This is a genomic window from Polyangiaceae bacterium (genome assembly GCA_020633205.1).
Taxonomy (GTDB): Bacteria; Myxococcota_A; Polyangia; order Polyangiales; family Polyangiaceae; genus JAHBVY01.
The window spans coordinates 1-18269 of the sequence record JACKEB010000019.1 but is presented as its reverse complement, the minus strand read 5'-3'; the positions used below and the strand labels follow the sequence as shown (position 1 = coordinate 18269).

Below are 18269 nucleotides of genomic sequence, written 5' to 3'. Positions count from 1 at the left end.
TGCGCACGAGCGTATGTCTGTTCAACACACCTCCCCTCCGTACCAGCCTCTGCAGAGCAGCCCAACCGCGCGCACGTTCACGGTGCGGCAGCTGCTCGCGCTGGCTGAAGCGGGGCGCATCCGAGTGCCGGAGTTTCAGCGTCCGCTCAGGTGGCGCCAGGCGCAGAACCTCGAGCTGCTCGATAGTGTGTGGCGCAACTATCCGATTGGCTCGTTGCTCTTCTGGAACAGGCGGGCGGACCCTGGTGAAATACAGATTGGTGCCGCGCGGATCAGCGTAGGCGAGCAGGCGAGTGCCTTCTGGGTGGTTGATGGTCAGCAGCGTGTGACGGCCCTGGCTGCCAGCCTACTCGACATTGCGCAGCCCCCCGGGGAAAAGCGCTGGGAGCTCTACTTCGACGTCGAAGCTCCAGGTTTCAGTACGTCATCTAGCTCTACGACGATCCCTGTCCGGGCCCTCGGCAGCTTGATGCGTCTCGGTCGACACCTCCAATCCGCGATTTGGGCCGACAACGAAGACTGGGTTGCGCGCGCGGAGCTCGCGCAACAGCGACTGCTGGACTACGAAATCCCTGCATACGTCGTGGAAGCGGACGACGAGGGGGCACTCAAGGCGATCTTCGCGCGGCTGAACAGCACGGGCGCTCGCATGCGTAGTGAAGAAGTTTTCCATGCGCTATTTGGTAGCCATGGCGCGCAAGGCTTGGACCTGAGCGCCCTGCAACAGGTGTTCGAGAGTTCGGAGTTTGGTACGCCTTCGCGCGCTGATGTGCTGAAGATGGTGCTTGCGATGAGCCGTCAGGACCCGACCAATCGCGTGGAGCGGTTCAGCGAGAAGGATCTGGCCGAGTTCGTGAACCAGGACACGGCCGAGGAGACGATTCGCCTGGTGATCGACTTCCTGAAGCTGGAGGCGGGCGTACCGCACCTGCGCCTGATTCCGTACCCAGTCGTGCTCACAATCTTGGCGCGCTGGTTCCGAGAGTTTCCCGATACGAGCGCGTGGAACCGTCGGCGCCTTGGCTGGTGGCTCTGGGCGGGAGCCGCGACAGCAGCGCACCAGCGGGCAGAGGTGTCCAAGCTGCGGGAACAGTTGCGTCTGATCGACGGGGACGAGGCCACATCAATGGATCGCTTGCTCCGCGCTGTCGATCCGACGAAGGAACTGCCCCAGTGGGAGCTGAAACGATTCAACGGTCAGAGCGCCCATAGTCGGATCGAAGTGCTCGCGCTGTTGAGCTTGCACCCACGCTCCTTGCCCCATGAAGCTGAGGGGGTTGCGGTCGATAGCCGTGAGATCGCTGTGGGTGCTTTGGTGAGCCAGACTCGAGTGGCCCGGGAGATCATAGCATCACCGGATTGGCGGAACCTCTCAGACGAGCACAAGCGCCTTGCGCGCTCGGGAGCGAACCGCGTGTTGCTCGAGGAAGAGGAGGGCCACACCGGGCTGGGTACCCGTTTCCGCGCGCTAACGTACGAGGCGCACCACGAGATCCTGAACTCGCACCTGATCACAGAGCAGTCGTTCGCACTGCTGTGCGCGAAAGAATATGCTGCGTTCCTCGAGGCGCGAGCGAATGATCTCCTGGGCTACGTGGATGTGGTGATTCAGGAGGCTTCGGGAACCTGGCCGCCGTCTCCCCGATTCATGCACCCACTCGAGGATTATCTCGATGACGATGAGGGTGAGGTCGGCGCATGAAGCTCCTCGACGTGACGGTCCACGGACAGCTAGTGGGGACCCTCTCCCATGGGCACCATGAGAACTACCGCTTCGAGCCGGAGGTTGCTTGGCGGGAGGGGAACGGGATCCCGGTGATGAGCTTTCAGCTCTACCAGCAGCGGCCGAAGGCGTGGGTATCAGCGCATCTCCCGGTATGGTTCGAGAACTTGCTACCGGAGCGTGACTCCGAGCTAAGGAACCTGCTGTGTAAGCGTCTAGGGTTGCGAGACGGGCAGTCGATGGCGCTGCTGCAGGTGCTCGGCGGCGATCTGCCTGGTGCCGTGGAAGTGCGGGGTGACGCCGGGGTGCTCGACAGCCCGGAGGATTCCCCTCCGGACTCGCCACAGACCGACGCCCTGCGCTTCTCTTCGCTTGCCGGCGTCCAGCTGAAGTTTTCGATGGCGAAGAGCGGTACCAAGTACACGTTACCCGCTCATGGGGGGCACACCGAGTGGATCGTGAAGATTCCCGGTGTGGACATGCCGCTGTTGCCAGCGATCGAGCACGCGACGATGGCCTGGGCGCGCGCGATGAACCTTCCGGTGCCCGAAACGCAAGTCGTGGAGACCTCGGATTTGGTGGGCTTGGAGAGCTTCCTTCGTCGAGGAATCGACCATGCGTTTGCGATACAGCGCTACGATCGACTGGAGGGAGGCAAGCGGGTTCACCAAGAGGACTTTGCGCAGGTCCTGAATTTCGAGCCTCGTCACAAGTACGGGAAGCAAGAGGGCAAGCGAGCGAGCATGGACACGATTGCCCAGATCGTGCAGCAGGCTTGTCACCACGAGGTACTCGAAGAGCTGATGCGACGCTTCGCGTTCGTCGTTGCCTCGGGGAATGACGATGCGCACCTCAAGAACTGGAGCTTCGTGTATGGGGAGGACAGTGCGGTGCCCACTCTGGCGCCAGTCTACGATCAAGTGTGTACCATAGCCGTGAATTCTCAGGCGTTCGGCTGGGATCTCGAGAAGGGACCGACGCTGGGACTGAGACTTGGGAAAGAGGACCGTTTTCGCGCTCTTGGAGTCGTCCATCTTGACCGACTGATGGAACGCCTCGTAGATGGCGGAGCGCTGAAACAGCGTTTCCTTGAGGCAATTGAGAACGCACGGGATACATGGTCGACCGTGGCCCACCTCGCACCGCTGGAGATGCACGAGGCGCTAGAGCGTCACTGGAGAGAGGTCCCTCTGCTGAACCACGTTGGTGGTTGGCGCGGAGCCTAGTCCTAAGCTGGTCTAGCAGTGGGAGTAGCTGGCCCCACAGTTGCCCGTGTGGGGGCACGCTTCGCGAAAAAAGCTACTTCAGCCGCTCGACGTAGCCTGGCGGCGCTACCGCGCGGTAAAGGCGCTCCACCGTATCGCGGATGTTCTCGGGAGCGATGTCTATCGATCCTAACCCCCGAACCCCTAGGCGATGCCCGCCCTGGTCGTCGTAGAAAAAGCCGCCGTACGTCTCGAGGTAGCCGATCTGGTAGCCGTGGAGGCCCAAGCGAAACAGAAAACGCGCGAGCCAGTAGCGCGGCACCTCGCTCGAAGTTTCGCCGATGCAGACGCGGACGAGCTGGTCGTTGATGCTCTCGACCTTGAGCGCGCCTTGCGCGAACGGCAGGGCGCCCGGCGCTGCCTCTTCGAAAGGCAAGAAGTCGGGCTCCGGCATGCGCTGCCAGATCTCGCTGGGCGGCTCGGCGTCGTGCTCCGCGTCGCAAAACCAGAGCGCGCGCTCGATGCCAGTGCAGTCCAGACTGGTTCCGGGAGGCAAGAAGAGCAGATCGCACTCGGCGTGGACTTCGCCGCTGGCGGTCACGACGCACAGGTAGCCGCCTCGGGGCGCTACGAGCTGCCCTGGATTGACCAGTAGCTCGAAGCGGCTCGTGGCGACGCGACCCAGCACTTGTGCCTGGTCGTCCTTCAAGCTCACCAAGTGAAACGGCGGCTCCTCCGGGGTGTAGCTCTTCGCGGCGTCCTCGCGCCCGGGGCTGACGCGTAGCGGTCGCTCAGGGTGCGGGGGGTGAGGGCGGTAGCCGCAGTACACCAGGGAGAGCCCGGTGCGCCGTTCGTCGCCCGGAAAGCGCGGCGGTGCAAACGGCGGACGTAGGCGCCCTGGCCAGTGCAAGTATCCGTGAGGATGCAGCACGAGGTCCCAGGAGCGGTGATTGATGCGCCCGAGGTCATCGCCTGATTCGCGGTCCATCAGGAAAGTGCGAAACGGCACCGAGTCGAAGAGCGCATCCCCGCTGTTCATCGGGATGGCGTACTCGTCCGTGATGTTGCCATGGGCAAAATAGAGCGGTTCGCTGGCCGTCGCCATCTCGAGCTGGGCGTCCCCCGCGCGCCCCAGCACCACCAAGTGATGCTCGAAGCGCGTTGGTCGAGCCGCGAGCTCTCGCAAGTTGAGGCGCTGTATGCCTTCGGTTAGCGGGCGATCGCTCGGTGGAAAGCCCCAGTAGCGCGTGGTGGGGTGACGCTCAGTCATCGGAGCCGAGTCTATCCCAGCTGGCATGGGTCGAGCCTCCGAACGGCCCTTGTAGCCGCGAAAGCGCTCTGGGATCCTCATGTGGAATGCCGTTCGGTGGGTTGGGGAGCCTGAGGCTTGCGGTTCAAGCGAGGCGCTGGTGGTGCGCACTCGTCGCCGTGGTGTTGGCGTTTGCGTGTCTCGCCTGCGGACGTGCTGAGGAACGGGTCAGCCGCGTGGCGGTTGATGGTTCGACGGACGTTGCGTTGGAGATCCGCGACGCGGAGGTCGTACAGGCTCGATACAGCGTGAGCGTGCTCCGGGATCCCACGGGGGTGCTCGACTTCGAGGCTGCGCGCAAGAGCTCTGACTGGCAGACGCCCGGCAGCGATCCGCGCTTTCACATCAGCGACGCGGCCGGGTGGGTGCGGTTACGGGTGGTCAACCACAGCGACTCGAGCGAGCTCGTAGCCTGGCAGGGCCACCCTTGGCCGATGACGCTGGACGCCTACCTGCCGAGCGGAAAGGTGGCGCACCTGGTAGGCACCGAGGTTCCTTCCACGCATCCACGCACGGGCTTCACGATGCGCTTTGTGCTGCCTCCCGGAAATTCGGAGACGCTCTACTTCCGCTACGCCGGCCGCTTGCAAGCGCCCACGCTGGTGGTCGGTCCCGAGGCAGCCTTCAATGAGAGCTACGCTATCTCGAATCTCGCCCACGGCGCGTTTTACGGGGTGTTGCTCGCGCTGATGCTCTACAACCTCGTGCTCTGGGCGATCTTGAAGAGCCACGCGTACGGCTACTACGTGGCTCATGTCGGCGTAACGCTCTGGTACTTCCTGGGGCGCAACATGCACGTGGCCGAGGCGCCATGGCTGCGACCGGTTGCTGGGCTCATGGCGCCGAACCCGCGCTTCTGGACCGTGGCGATGCTGTGGATCAGCGCCCTCGCGATGACGGGTTTCTGTCGCCATTTGCTGGATACCCAGCGTCACACGCCGCTGCTCGACCGCATCTTGCGCTGGGTGCCCGCGGTGCCTGCGGTTGGCATGCTTTCGCTGATCTTCACCGATGGAACCTATGCCGATGGCCTGGCGGCGCTCGCGCAGATCGTCGCACTGTTCGTGATCTTGCTGGCAGCGATCGTGCTCAGCCGTCGCGGCGATCGCCTCGCCCGCTTGTTTCTGGTGGCTTGGTCGATGTACCTGGTGACCGGCATCGTTTATTCCATGCGGTATTTCGGCCTCACGCCGTACACCAACCTCACGGAGTATCATCTGCAGGTGGCCTCTGCGCTCGAGGTGGTGCTCTTGAGCTTCACCCTGGGTTACCGCATCCGACTGATCGACGCGGAGCGCGAGCGCGCCAAGCAGGAGAGCAACGAGCTCAGGCTTGGTCGCGAGATCGAGATCCAGCGCGAGCGCGCCCGGGGCCTCACTCGCTTGATGGAGCAGCAAGATCGCGATCGCCGGCGCGTGGCGCGGGATCTCCACGACGGGCTCGGGCAGCTCCTGGTCGTGCTCAAGGGCGTACTTGCGGGGGAGTCTTCAAGCGCTGCGGAGCGCGCACGTGACTTGGTTGCGCGCGGAATCGATGAGGCCCGAGCCTTGAGTCACGGGCTACACCCCGACAGGCTCGATCGCTTGGGGCTGACCGCGGCGCTCAAGGGCCTGGTCGACGATCTGCCGGAGCAACCGGAGCTAACCCTGGACGCGGAGATCCGGGACGTGGACGGCGTGCTGGACCGCAGCGCAGAACTCCACGTCTACCGTATCGCTCAAGAAGCCATCAACAACGCCTTCGTCCACGGCAACGCGCGTAATCTGTTCGTCAGCGTGGAGGTCGTCGGGCGCGAGCTCTTGCTGCTGGTCGAAAACGACGGTCGCCGCTTCGACGAACCCAAGTCCGACACGGCCTCCCCCGGGCTCGGCCTCACCGGCATCAAAGAGCGCTGCGCGGCGCTGAGCGCCACGCTCAGCCTCGAGGGCCTGGAAGAAGGCGGCACCCGCCTCGAAGTCAGCGTGCCTTTGCGGGAGGGTTCGGGGGTGAGGGAGTCAGCGGAAGCCGCGACAGTGTGAAGCTGAACCCTCGATGTGACAATGCGATGTGACAATGCGATGTGACAATGCCTGGCGACCGCACGAGCGTGGGACGAGCACTCCGTGGTCAGATGTAGGTTTCTCGCGCTGCCGCGCGGTCACCCCTGAAGATGCTTGCGCTCTGGCGCGATCCAGGTATCCACACGACGATGGCTTCAAAGGGTTTGATGTGTGCCGTAGCGCTCTCGGTCGTGTTCACCTGCGGTTGCTCCGGCGATTCGAATGAGGGCGGGGGCGGCTCCGGTGCTGGTTCCGCCGGTGCAGGCGGCGACGCTACGGGGGGCACCGGCGCAGCGGGCGCGGGTGGCGTAGGAGGCAGCGCCGGCACAGCAGGCTCGGGAGCGGCAGGCGCCGGCGGTTCGGGCGCTGGGGCTGGCGGTGCGGGCGGCGCTGGTGGGACGGGCGGAGCTACCGGCGGAACGGCGGGTCTAGGCGGTGTCGGTGGTACGGCCGGTGCGGCTCCGACGTCTTACCCGTGGCTCGCGGTGACCTCCGGACAAAACCTGACTCTGGTTGGGATCGAGGACCTGACGGATATCAAGTCGGCCCGCCTGTCGAATAGCGGCGGCTTCCATGCCTGGTCTCCCGACGGAAACGCGATCTTGCTTCACGATGCGGGAAAGGTTGTCGTCCAGCGGGTTGACGAGACCGGTCCGACCGAGAGCTTCACGATCACCACGGCCAACGGCTACTACCCTGACACCGCATGGTCTCGGGACGGCCAAGTCGTGAGCGCTGTAACGGAGAATCGCGAGCTCCGCCTCTTGCCTGCGTACCAAGACCTGCCCACGACCACCGTACTCACCTACCAAGCAATCGAGCTGCAGTGGTCTCCTACGCGCAATGAGTTCTTGCTCCTGAACGGGTACCCTAGCGCAAATCAGCTGTATGTGGGGCTTCCGGACGGTTCCCTGCGGCAAATCGGCGAAGCAGGAGCGGCCATCAGTGAGATGTCCTGGTCTGCTGACGGAGACTACGTGCAGTACCGAACGTCATCGCAGACGCGCTTCGTGGTTTCGCGGGACGCGAGCGGAACCGACCCTGGAGCATCCATCCCAGCTTCAACCTACTTCAGTTGGATCCCCGGCGGTCACCAGTTCGCGACTTATGGGAGTTCTCCCGCGCGGTTGTTCGACGCCGCCAACGTCGGGACGCCCACGGACCTCTCCACGGAAAGCGCCTCTGGGTTTGGCGCCTCACCCAGCGGAAAGTACTTCATGTGGCGGGACGCAACCTCTGCGACCCTGTATGACACGGCGACGCAAACGAGTTCGGGACTGGCTGGTGACCCATACCCGTCGTCCGCGGTGTGGAATCACAATGAGACGCGGCTGACTTACACCAATGCGACTGGCGCGTACCTCGCCTACCTCGACACCAGCTCAGTCGAGTCGGTCGGATTGGTGTCGCCGGCTACCACGGTGCACATCTCGCCCATCGCTCAGACCGCTTTCTACGCGGTGGGGAGTAGCGTCTACTTGCGAGATGTTTCAGCGAATCCTCCCGGAACCAGCCTGCCGGTCTACTCGACTGGCAGCCAGTTCGTTACCGTGGGCGCGATTGGCTGGGCACCGCGGGGCGACCGCGTTCTGTACACGCAGAAGGCTGGGAGCACCACGACGGTCCAAGCGCTCAAGGTGGAGGGCTTGGCTGCCTCTGCTCCGGTGCAGATCTTCGACAGCAGCGGGCTCTTCGACTGGCAGCCGAGGTAGTGGGGACATCGCGCCCCGCCCTAAATGCGAGGTGCCTGTCCGCGAATCGTCTCTCCACTCAGGTTCACGAGCATGTCACCTCGACCAAGGAGCTGCTCGGCTCCTTTCCGATCCAGGATGATGCGCGAGTTGATGGCTTCAGGGACTCGCAAAGCGATGCGACCGGTGAGGTTCGCTTTGATTCGTCCCGGAACGACCTTCGCGTCGGGTCGCTGAGTCGCAAGAATCAAGTGGATGCCGGCGGCGCGCGCTTTGGCGCCGAGTCGGGACACCAGCGCGAAGAACGGCTCTGCGGTTGTCTTCGTGGTCACCAGGTCTTGGAACTCATCCACGACCAGCACCTGACGGGGCAAGCGCTGGGGCGTCTTGACCGAGTCGTTGTAGTCGTCGAGGTTCTCAACGGCGAGGGGCTCGAAGGCGCGATAGCGCTCATCCATCTCGGAGTTTAGCTCTTCGAGCAACGTCAGTACCTGCTCGGTCTCGTACGCCAAGGGGCGCGCGAGGTAGGCGGAGACTGAGTTCGCAAAGCCGCCGAATGTGACTCGCTTTGGGTCGACCAGAGTCAGTTGAATCGAGGAGGGATCATGAAGCTCGACGAGGCTCGCCACGATGCCCTTCAGGAGTACAGACTTGCCGCTGCCGGTCATGCCTGCGACCAACAAGTGGCATGAAGAATGGTCGCCTAGATCCCCGCGGATCACATCGCCTTCGGTCGACTCGCCGAGCACGAAGCGCCCCGGTCGCTCGCTTAGCCAGGCCCGTTCTCGCTCGATGAGCGGTGCGAGCTGGACGTCCCTTGGTTGACGCCTTGCCACGCGGAAGATCCGAAGGCTGCGCTGGCGCTCGAAGTCCGCCTTGATCTCGAGGGCGGCTTCCAGCGAATGGAGGACGTCATCTTTGCGCCGATCGATCTGGTTGATCGAGCCACGCTGAACGCTCACCTCCAGCGTGATCAGGCGCGCTCCGACCCGTGGCGGCTTCACCAGCGCATGCACCCCCTGGCTGCGATAGCTCTCCGCGATGGCGTTTGCGAGTGTGCTGGCCTCACGCTCGCCGACTTCATCGCCGTCGACGCTCTTTGGTCGCTCCGGTTCTGGAGGCAGGACGATCTCGCCCGTCGGATCTGGGCGTGGTCTCCAAGCACTGGAGGGTGGCTCGTCCCGCTGTGCGAGTCGCTCGGAGTAGGTCTCTCGACACGCGTCGCGTACCGGGCACGAAGGGCACAAGTCTTTGCGTTGGGTTGCGGGCGCCGACAACGGCTCGTCTTCCCACACGACCATGCGCTGGATGAGTGGAAACAGTTCTCGCTCGGCGAGCCGATCGGCGGCTTCGGGTGCTAGCCGAGTCGTCGACAGCGTCGGAGTGAAGCGGAGCACGACGGGGGTGGCATCGACACCGCGATCCCAGCGCAGCATTTGTCGATAGAGCGCGACTTGCGCGCTATCCAGCTCCTCGTTGTCCTCGTCCGTGAGCTTGTACTCCGCGACCTCGAACAGCTGTGCCTCGGGTTCGAAGATCGCATCGACGCGTCCGGAAAGGCGTACTGGTTCCTGACTCTTCTCTCCGAGCACTTGCTCCACGGCTATCTCAGCACCTTTGAGATACGCCGCCAGCGCCGTCGCTGGCCCTTCGGGGCGCGCCGCGACGCGTTCGGCGAGATACTGCGCGAATTCTCGCAGCGCCTCGGCAAGCTCATCGACCTCCGTAGGCATGCTTTGAAGTGCCGCGTTGGTTACTAGAGTTTCCGCGAGGTATCCCAGAACCCAGTCCTTGAGCACCTCAGCGATGGTGTCCGCGGGTGCGTTGTCCGGTAGCGCCGTGAGGGCTGCGGGCGGGTCTGCAGCTTGAGCGTGCAAACGCTCGGCGATCCGGTGGAATGTCCCGCCTAGTGCCGAGGCGCCAATTGGGAACGCAACTTGATTCCCTCGGATGCGACCCAGAGCGAATACTCGGGGACAGCGCAACGCGTTGCGAACCTCGGTTACGTTGAAGCTGGTCACGCTTCCTCCGTATGACGTGCCAGGGGCAGGACGGCGCTCAGGGTGACCAAGCTCTGGCCCAACCAATGGACCTCCCCCGCCAACCCTTTTAATTCCTCGAGGATCCGCGTTCGCGTAATGCTGGAGTCGCCGTGGCGGACCTCTCGTACGAGGCGCTCGACGGACGCGAACCGCAGCAGATTCAGGGCTTCCAGCGCTGTCTTTGGAGCGTGCGAGGTGCGGGGCGCTACCGGCCCGGTGGACTTCGGCTCATCGAGACCGAGTTCCGGGGTCGAGTCTGGAAGAGTTTCGCTCTCGAGTGCAGCCACCTCGAGTCCGAGCAGAGTCATCAGGCTGCGCATCACCTGCCACTCGCGCCAACCCAACGTTTCACTGGCCCACGCGAGGATTTCCTGTGACGGAATTGGTTCACCGTTCAGGCCCGTTACGTCTTGAGAACGCGCCGAACGGAGCAAGTCATGCAGGGCGAGCAACTGGCTGAGGTCATCTTGTGACAGCCAGTGTAGAGTCGAATTGGCTGCCGCGAGGAAATTCGCGGCGTCAGTGTTGACCGACTTCCAGGTGGGAGGGAACTCTTGCGCCCATTCTCGCAGCACGAGCACGGTCGCCTCCTGCGACTCGATGAGCATGCGCTTGAGCGCGGCCCCCACACTGCGGTGGTGGGACTGCTGAAGCGCGTAGACGCGCAGGCTGTGGGGAGTGAGGTCTACGCTGGCTCCCGCCATGTCTTTGGACATGCGCTGTTTGACCTGAGCCCCGTCCAGCAGACCGATGGCGGCCAGCAGCCCACTCATGAGTCGAGTTCCGTCTAGGCATTGACCGGCGACCGCGAGATCGGTGAGTTCCGCGCGGATTACGCGTAGGTGAGCCTGCCACAGTTGCTCCAGCTCCTCGCTCTGGGAGCTGCTCGCTAGGGGCTCCACCTGCGCGTTCACCTCCGAGGCGTCGCTTTGCGTGCCATCGAGTACGTCGCGGCAGGCAAGCATCAAACGACGTGGGGTCCAGCCTGGGGTGTCGAGCCAGGTGGAGATCTGTCCCTCCGTGAAGGGAAACGGGTAGGGGTGCGCTCGGTCTTCCTCAGGCAAGCGGGCTATCCATTGTCGGACCAGCTCTTCTTTCTGCTCTGGGTCAGGTAGGTCGAGCTGGATCAACTCGCGCTCCAGCCGCGAGAGCTGGGCATCGCTCAGTACCGGACGGAACCGGCGCCGCCATTCGCTGTCGAGGCCCATCTGTACGACGACCATCCCGCGCATGCTGTCGAAGAGCTCCGCGACTAGATTCGCGTGGGCAATCACTTTGTCCGTGTCGTCTCCTGGGCCGATCAAGTTCTCGAGTTGGTCGAATACCAACACAATCGGCGCACCGAAGCTGGCCACAGCAGAGAGCGTACGTAGCGCGGGGACGATCTCGGCGTCCGACAGCGGCTGGGTCCGACCCAGTCGCTTCAGGTGGGGTTCGCTTGGTTCGCGTCCAGAGAGCCAGGTGAGCGCGGCGCGCCGGTCGGTTCTCGACATGAACGGCGTGCGCAGGAGCAGCTCCAGGTAGTCGGTGCTGATCTCGCCTCCAAGGCGGTCTTCCAGCAGCTCCACGCCGGCTTCCACGAGGCGTTCGACTTCGTCCGCTGGTGCTGCGCGGTACTGTTCAAGGAGGACTTGCGGCCACTCCCCCGTTAGCGGGTCGCACTCGGTGAGGAACGCTCCAACCAACACGTCGAGTTGCGGATCGGAAATGTTCGTTGGCGAATGCTTCAACGAGTCGATCACGCTCATCAGCACGTGCCGTGGGGTCGAAGGAGCCGCCAGATCGGGGCGCAGCAACACGAAGGCGGCTTTCGCTCCACACTGCCGCCTGAGTCGCTGAAAGAGGTGCGTCTTCCCGATGCCGGCAGGGCCGAGGATGGTGATGATACTCGAACGAGGTGCCGCTTCTCGAGCTTCGCTGCGCACTCGTTTCGTCGCGTTGACGACCGAATCGCTGGCGCTTTTGTTAAGGCTCAGGACGTCAGGGGAGTCTCCCCAGGGATCCGCATGCTCCGCGCGAAACGGGTTCAGGTGGCTGCTCATGCTCTGGCTCCTTCGATCAATCGCACGTAGCTCAAAGGGATCCCGCCGGGTCCAATCGGACACAGCGCGGCGTCCGCCGGGCTCAGCAGGCCGCTGGCGCTCTCAGGGCGTAGCTCGATACGCCTTGCGCGCGCCAACTCGAGGAGTAGCTTCGTGGCTTCCTCACCCCCAAAATCCAAGCCCTTCAAGAGTTCTGGAATGAACACGACGGGGTCTTTCGCCCCAAGCGACTTGAGTCGTTCGAGCAGCGAGGTTTGAGGATTACGACCGTCGTCTGGCACGAGGTCGAGGACCCTTTGCACGTCGGCTATCAAGAGCCGGCGCGGCTGACTGCCCACGCGAGTCGCTTTGAGCATCCGATCCAACTGTTGCTTGAGCTTGCGCAGCTCAGCGACGCGCTCTTCCGCGGCGCACGCTTCCGGGAGGATCACGAGATCCGCTCGCCCCCGGCGTACCAGTGCGACGCGTCCCGCCTTCACGAGCTGAGCCAGCAGGCGCGTGCTCTCCTGCTTCGACGCACCTTTGATTTGGGTGAGGAGCACCGCTTTGGCGATGGGGCCATCCGCGAGCCGTTCGAGCAGCTGTTGTTCCAACGGGCGTCTGATGGCGCTTGGCGTGCGCTCGAACCCAGCCCGTTCGAGTTGTTCGAACAACCAAAGGCGCCCGTTGCGAGAGAGCTGTGCGGGCAAGGACCGGATAGGCAGCGAGTGAGTGCGCTGAATGCGCTGCTTGATCGCGTCGAGGTCGACGTCGTTCAGGACGTCCTGGTCGCCTGCTTTCCCCATGCCACAGCGGATGCCCGATCCGGTGAAGGGAGTAAAGAGGACGTAGAAACACCTTCAGCGCCGCGGACGTAGCGTTCAGCTCGAGCCCAAGTTGTCCTTCGGTGGCGGATCCGTCGGGTTGCCCGCAGAATTTGTTTCGCCTTGCGTGCCTTGGAGTTTTCGTTGCTTCTTCGCTTCGCGCCGGGCTCTGGCTTTCTTCGTTCGTTCCCGCGCGACCTGCTCGAGGGTGAGCACCGTCTCGGGACGACGCCTGCCGAAGCTCCGCTCGTAGAGGTGCTCGATGAAGTCTGGGAGCGGAGCCTTCCACGGCTCCTGTCGGTGGTTGTCGAGCTTGCCCAGCTTTGCTGGGTTCAGTCCAAGCTCCCGTGCCATCTGGACGTGGGCGTGGGAGAGCCGGTGGCGCCGTCGCGCGTCTATCCAGGCTTGAAGCTGTTGGTCGACCTTCGGCTTGGTCATCAGGCTCAGCCGCCTAGCACCTTCATCGCAGCCGTCTTCGGATCACTGAAGAAGATGGGGTCGACGTGTTCCATGATGTCCGCGCTCACATCGAGGAAGTTGCGCTTGTTCTCGATGGGGATCAGCGCGCGCTTGGCGCCGTTGTCCTTCGCGACCTGCAAGGGCTCTGTGAGTGATCGCATGGGCTTGATGTTGCCCTGGATGCTCAAGTCACCAAGCACCAACAGCGCCGGGCTCACGGGCATCTTGCGCAGCGCGGAGTAGCAAGCCACGAAGAACGCGACGCCGAGCTCTGCCTCGACGTGGTTGCCTAGTAAGTCGATGACTTCCACGTGGATATCCGAGGTGTCCAGGTCTCGCGCGAGCCCCAAGTCGCTCTTCTTCGCGCGAAGGTAACCGAAAGCGCGCTGGACCGACTCCTTGGTGGCTCCCGCGATGCCACCCGCGAGCTTCAGCTTCCCGGTGCCGCTGGAGAGCGAGACCTCGACGCGATAGAGGCCCACGGTGCCATCTGAAGTGACGCCAGCACTATAGGTAGTTCCGGGAGGTAATGGATCGCTGGAGACCAGATCTCGTCCACCTTGCTCGGGTACACCGACGAACTTCTCCTCACCCGTTTCCTGAACGGTGTAGCTGAACGAGGTGTGGTAATACTCGAAGGAGCCCATCTTCTTGAGCTGCTCCTTCACGCGGCGCCGGCCCTCCAGGGCGAACTCCAGGAGCTCGCCGAGCTCTTCCTGGCTTATGTCGCCGTGCGGGAAGAGGATCTTCATCAGTCCGGAGACCGTCTTGCGCACCGCTTTGCGGTCTCGCGCGTTGAGGTGGGCGCCCATGGCGAAATGGCGGTCGATGACTTCAGTGAAGTTGTGCTTGCGCATCTCGCGGAGCGCTTCCGCGAGGTAGTCGACGACGAACCCATAGTGGTCCGTGAACAGATCGTTGCGCATCTTGGGGATCTCCCACCCCGGGAGGTAGAAGTGCAGGCGATCGATGAACGCCATGTCGTCCCGGATGATGTCCGGCATCGGCGCGAACAGATGACCCGTTTGCACCATCACGTCGACGGGCTGATTCGTGTTACCGAACATGGCGATGCTCGCGTCGCCGGAGACGGCTTCCTGGCCGCGTTGAAAGGTCCCCGATTCACAGTAGGTCTTCATCGTGGTGATGACCTCCTTGGGCATCTTCTGGAGGTCCGCGACTTCGTCGAAGCCCACGACGTCCCAGATCTGCACCATGCCCTTCTGACGTCCTGTCATATGGCCGAAGAGGTTCGCGACGGTGGTGCCGCCCGTAAGCAGCGCCGAGTACGGCGATACCTCCTGCACGACGTAGCTCTTTCCCGTCCCTCGCGGGCCCAGCTCCACGAGGTTGTAGTTCCGCTCGGCAAGTGGAATGAGGCGCACCAGGAAGAGTAGCTTGAGGCGCCGGGACATCTCGCCTGGCTCGTAGCCCATGCTACGCAGCATCAGGTCTAGCCACTCATCGGTAGTGAACTCGCTCCGGACGCGGCGGTACTCCTCCAAGTCGAAGGTGGCGATCTGGATTGGAGTCAGGCGATCAATCCAGAAGGGGTTCTTTCCCTTGGACTCCTCGTCGTATTCGAAGCGCATGTCGATTTGCGCCCACACGCCACCCATCACGAGGCGTTCGTAGTCGCGCACGTAGTGCTCTGGAACGTGCACGTACTTATGACCGAAGTTCGTCACCTCCGCCCAGTAGTCCGAGTCGACCAAGCGCACCTTCACCTTGTCGATGAATGCGTGGCGCCCGCGGTCCTTCACCATCGCCTGCGCCTTCATCGACTCGTCTGAGCGGATGTAGTTGTTGGCGAGGGTGTCGCTCACCACCTGGAGACCCATCTGGATCGCCACCTCATCGGAGGACGCACAGTATTTCCCGAGCAGAAATTCGAGCACGAAGACCGGGACGTTCGCGCCGACCTTGACCTTGCGTACGAGATCTTTGCGGACGACCTTGCCAGCGAAGTGGCGATTCAGCTTGTCGTCGAGGGCGTCGCGGGTGGGAGTGCTTCCGTTGCTCATGTTCATGCTCGCAGTCGGGATCAGGTGAGGATGCGCACAGGGAGGTCGCTGGGCGATCGGTACAGCTCGACGTCGCTGCTGGGATCCTGCACCACGACGCGAACCGAGCTGGCGGCGTCGTCGGCGAGCAGGAGCGCGACCGTGACAGGCTTGTTGGGCTCGAGGGTGACGCAGCCCGTCGACGCATCGAACGGCGCGTCCACGGCCATGCCGAGGGCACCAACTTGTTTGCCAGAGGACATCAAGAGCGGTCGCACTTGTATCCGTGGGGTGTCGAAGCTGAGCTGCTTCTCGCCGAAGGTCAGGGTGACCGTGATGATGCGGTTGGTGACCGCTGGAGGCAGCGAGGAGACGGAGATGGGGCCCGCGGATGGACGGGCAGATTGGCGCGATTTGGTGCGCACGGTGATGACCGGGATGACCAGCTCCTGGAGCGACGGGCCGCCGTGGTGAAACGCCAGATCGCCACCCGCCCTGAACACGCCAGTGGACCTGGGGAACACGAAGTCCAGATCGGAGGCGTAGCCCAGGGATGCGGCGGAGACCCGCACAGCCCCTGCTGGCGTGGAGCCGCCTCGGCCGATCCAGCAGCGGCGGTGAAGCTCCACCGTCGAGCCTCCTGGGGCTTCGCAGCGCATGGACTCGTCGCGATCGTCTGCGAAGAACAGGTGTCCGTGGTCGGCGCTGATCACGGCGTGCTCGACGCCCGCGGCGGAGAGCTTTCGCACCGCGCGCGCGAGGTTGTCGATCACCGTGTTCATCACCTGCCGCGCCTGGAAGGTGAACCCGGTCTCGCCCGCGTGGTCGATCTCCTGAGAGCGCACGACGATGACTTGTGCGCCGTCGAGCTTCTTCTTTAGCTTGGACGGCTGGAGCCCGAGTAGCTCGTCCAGGGCGAGGTCAACCAACTCCGGCACCTTGGAGCTGATGTGCTTCTTCCGTGCGGCAAGGTCTGGAAGGAAGCGGTCGTCGATCTGGGACCCAAGCTTGCCCTTCGCCTCCGTCACCGAAAAGCTTGCTGAGGCACCGGGCATGAGCGCCGCCATGCCGATGGGTGTGATGCTCGGCAAGCTACCCACGGCTGGGCGAACCGAGACCTCGGAGGTCTTGGGCAGGCGCTCGGCGAGCTCGATCCCCATTTCGAAGCGCATCGCGTCGACCAGGAAGTAGGCCACAGGCTTGGGTTGATTCGCGACGACCTCGCTCCAGATGCGTGTCTGGTGCAACACGTTCGGCACCGTCCACCCGCTGTCGTTCAGCGCCCGCGTGAATCCCTCCGCCATCTTGTGGCACGTATCCTCGTGGATCCGCCGCACCACGCCGAGCGGCTGTTCCTCCGGTTCGTCTTGCAACGTCGTGACCCAGGCCTCCAGGCGTCGCTGAGCTTGATCGACGCGGAACCAACCTGCGCGACCATCCGAGCCAACATATGCGCTCAACCACGCGCCCGCGCCCCCCGAGACCTTGCGCACGGCTTTGCCGACAAGCTCCGCTTCGCGCCCGAGCTCGGCCATCTTGCGCAGCGCCTCCCACTGCGCCTTCCGCTCCAGGTCGCGATCCAGCCAGAAGCTGCGCTCGCGCTCCGTCACGAGGCGGAGCGCGTCATCGAACTTTTTCCCAGTGACCAGTTCGCCCGCGTGACGCAGCAGCGCGCGCTCCTCGAAGCGGAAGGTGTCGATGCTGCCGAGCGCCTCTGGAGCCAAGCGCGCCTTCGCCAGTCCCAGCTCCGCTTCCACTCGATCGGCCAGCGCTGGATACGTTTCCGCGTGGCTGTTCCGGAGCCGCTCCGCAAGGGCCCTGATCGCCGCTTCCGCGTCTCGATTGGGGGGAGAGGGAACGCCGTCCAGGCTGCTGGGCGGCTCGCATGCCAGATCCAGCCGAAACTCGCTCGCCAACACGTAGCGCAGCGTGATGGCGCGGAGCTTTGCTAAGGGCGAGTCACTCGCAGGCTCCAAACCCAGTCGCGATTGAATGAGCTTCAGAAGTTCCGACTCGGCTTGCTTCTCGGCGATCTGGTCGTCTCGATCGTCGTTCGAGAGCCACGCCGCGAGGAGCCCATCGCTGCCGCTGGCATCGTGGAAAATGCTCCGCAAGATGGATGGCGGCTCCGAGCCACCGCTCGAGCTGGTCAGCCGTGCGAGATCTTCGTAGGTGACGCTCCGCTCGTGGCGCAACATCTCGTCAACGACGCCCTGGGTGTAGCGTTGCTCGAGCACGTTCCGGGCCAGTCGCTTGAGCCCTGGCTCCCAGGTTTCTCCAGCCTTCTCGAGCTCCATCAAGACAGACGCCTTCGAGTCTCGCTTTTCCCCGGGGAGATAGAGGACGAGCATGGCCGGAGCGTCGCCGCCAACCAGCGGCTCCGCAGCCAGACGCAGCTCGAACATCGACCCCGCAAACTCGAGCAGCTGCGTGCTCTGGCTCCCGAACTCCACCCACACCGGCTCCGCGCTGCTCCGGGCGCCACCGCGAAGCTCGTTCACGAACGGCTGAAACTCCGAGCGTGGATCGTACCAGACCACGACTCGAGCGGGCTTGAGCTGGTGGGCGAGGAGAGTCGCGATGTACTCGTGGAGTGGGTGCATCAGGCGTCTCCTCGGACCAACTGCTTCTGACGCCGTAACTCGTGCGCGATGAACGGCGCGCATCGCTCCAGGAACGAAAGGCTGATCAAGTTCAGTCTCGGTGCCAGCTCCAGCTCCATCTCCGGCGCCGGCCCTACGTTCTTCAGGGGTAAGTGCTCAAGCATGCTGCTCTCCAGGGCTTGTGGCGCCGTCTCCCTTCGGCAGGATTACGCGCACGAAGTGGTCGGTGGCTTCGAAGCGCGCGTCCTTTCCTGTTGCCGCGCGGACTAGAGGCATCTTGCGGCGCACGCCCATGCCTCGGGCGTCCACGTAGCCGTAGTCTCGCAGCACATCGACGAGGATCGGATTGC

The 18269-nt window shown here is 63.6% G+C and carries 13 protein-coding genes; 4 read left to right on the top strand and 9 right to left on the bottom strand.

What is annotated here, in order from left to right; all coding sequences use genetic code 11:
• Positions 1-13: 13 nt before the first annotated feature.
• Together H6718_29890 and H6718_29885 are read left to right on the top strand one after the other, a co-directional pair.
• Positions 14-1702, top strand: a complete 1689-nt coding sequence (locus tag H6718_29890; GenBank protein MCB9589663.1) for a DUF262 domain-containing protein — start codon at positions 14-16, stop codon at positions 1700-1702.
• Entirely contained in the window at positions 1699-2949 is a 1251-nt protein-coding gene (locus tag H6718_29885; protein MCB9589662.1) for a HipA domain-containing protein, read from the top strand. Before H6718_29890 ends, H6718_29885 begins: the two co-directional genes overlap by 4 nt.
• Positions 2950-3022: 73 nt before the next feature.
• On the opposite strand, the gene H6718_29880 is transcribed toward H6718_29885, so the two are convergent.
• Positions 3023-4198 (bottom strand): hypothetical protein, encoded by a 1176-nt coding sequence (locus H6718_29880; protein ID MCB9589661.1) that lies wholly within the window; start codon positions 4196-4198, stop codon positions 3023-3025.
• Between the two features lie 86 nt (positions 4199-4284).
• Here H6718_29880 and H6718_29875 point away from each other — a divergent pair, with 86 nt between their 5' ends.
• The gene (locus tag H6718_29875) at positions 4285-6255 is read left to right on the top strand and encodes a hypothetical protein (GenBank protein ID MCB9589660.1); all 1971 of its coding nucleotides are present in this window, start codon (positions 4285-4287) and stop codon (positions 6253-6255) included.
• Between the two features lie 170 nt (positions 6256-6425).
• On the top strand, positions 6426-7988 hold the full coding sequence (locus H6718_29870; protein MCB9589659.1) for a hypothetical protein: 1563 nt from the start codon (positions 6426-6428) through the stop codon (positions 7986-7988).
• A 20-nt stretch (positions 7989-8008) separates the two neighbouring features.
• Here the strand turns inward: H6718_29870 and H6718_29865 are convergent, their stop codons facing one another.
• The 8 genes from H6718_29865 to H6718_29830 form a co-directional block, all read right to left on the bottom strand.
• Positions 8009-9988: a PD-(D/E)XK nuclease family protein gene (locus H6718_29865; protein MCB9589658.1), complete on the bottom strand. Its 1980-nt coding sequence runs from the start codon at positions 9986-9988 to the stop codon at positions 8009-8011.
• Positions 9985-12051, bottom strand: coding sequence for a hypothetical protein (locus H6718_29860; GenBank protein MCB9589657.1), 2067 nt, complete (start codon positions 12049-12051; stop codon positions 9985-9987). Before H6718_29860 ends, H6718_29865 begins: the two co-directional genes overlap by 4 nt.
• Positions 12048-12836 carry a hypothetical protein gene (locus H6718_29855; protein ID MCB9589656.1) on the bottom strand — a complete coding sequence of 263 codons (789 nt, stop codon included), beginning with the start codon at positions 12834-12836 and terminating at the stop codon, positions 12048-12050. Before H6718_29855 ends, H6718_29860 begins: the two co-directional genes overlap by 4 nt.
• A gap of 75 nt (positions 12837-12911) precedes the next feature.
• The gene (locus H6718_29850) at positions 12912-13292 is read right to left on the bottom strand and encodes a hypothetical protein (protein ID MCB9589655.1); all 381 of its coding nucleotides are present in this window, start codon (positions 13290-13292) and stop codon (positions 12912-12914) included.
• 5 nt (positions 13293-13297) lie between these two features.
• Positions 13298-15337 (bottom strand): protease Lon-related BREX system protein BrxL, encoded by a 2040-nt coding sequence (gene brxL, locus H6718_29845; protein ID MCB9589654.1) that lies wholly within the window; start codon positions 15335-15337, stop codon positions 13298-13300.
• 20 nt (positions 15338-15357) lie between these two features.
• The gene (locus tag H6718_29840; protein MCB9589653.1) at positions 15358-17919 is read right to left on the bottom strand and encodes a PglZ domain-containing protein; all 2562 of its coding nucleotides are present in this window, start codon (positions 17917-17919) and stop codon (positions 15358-15360) included.
• Complete coding sequence (locus tag H6718_29835; GenBank protein MCB9589652.1) at positions 17919-18083, bottom strand: hypothetical protein; 165 nt, start codon at positions 18081-18083, stop codon at positions 17919-17921. Before H6718_29835 ends, H6718_29840 begins: the two co-directional genes overlap by 1 nt.
• Positions 18076-18269, bottom strand: a 194-nt coding sequence (locus H6718_29830; protein MCB9589651.1) for a transcriptional regulator, incomplete at its 5' end; no start/stop codon positions are given. The genes H6718_29830 and H6718_29835, both read right to left, overlap by 8 nt.

Coding starts and splice junctions, on each gene's coding strand:
- H6718_29870 (MCB9589659.1), top strand. CDS start 6,426: ATGGCTTCAAAGGGTTTGATGTGTGCCGTAGCGCTCTCGGTCGTGTTC.
- H6718_29885 (MCB9589662.1), top strand. CDS start 1,699: ATGAAGCTCCTCGACGTGACGGTCCACGGACAGCTAGTGGGGACCCTC.
- H6718_29890 (MCB9589663.1), top strand. CDS start 14: ATGTCTGTTCAACACACCTCCCCTCCGTACCAGCCTCTGCAGAGCAGC.
- H6718_29840 (MCB9589653.1), bottom strand. CDS start 17,919: ATGCACCCACTCCACGAGTACATCGCGACTCTCCTCGCCCACCAGCTC.
- brxL (MCB9589654.1), bottom strand. CDS start 15,337: ATGAGCAACGGAAGCACTCCCACCCGCGACGCCCTCGACGACAAGCTG.
- H6718_29835 (MCB9589652.1), bottom strand. CDS start 18,083: ATGCTTGAGCACTTACCCCTGAAGAACGTAGGGCCGGCGCCGGAGATG.
- H6718_29855 (MCB9589656.1), bottom strand. CDS start 12,836: ATGGGGAAAGCAGGCGACCAGGACGTCCTGAACGACGTCGACCTCGAC.
- H6718_29875 (MCB9589660.1), top strand. CDS start 4,285: ATGCCGTTCGGTGGGTTGGGGAGCCTGAGGCTTGCGGTTCAAGCGAGG.
- H6718_29860 (MCB9589657.1), bottom strand. CDS start 12,051: ATGAGCAGCCACCTGAACCCGTTTCGCGCGGAGCATGCGGATCCCTGG.
- H6718_29880 (MCB9589661.1), bottom strand. CDS start 4,198: ATGACTGAGCGTCACCCCACCACGCGCTACTGGGGCTTTCCACCGAGC.
- H6718_29850 (MCB9589655.1), bottom strand. CDS start 13,292: ATGACCAAGCCGAAGGTCGACCAACAGCTTCAAGCCTGGATAGACGCG.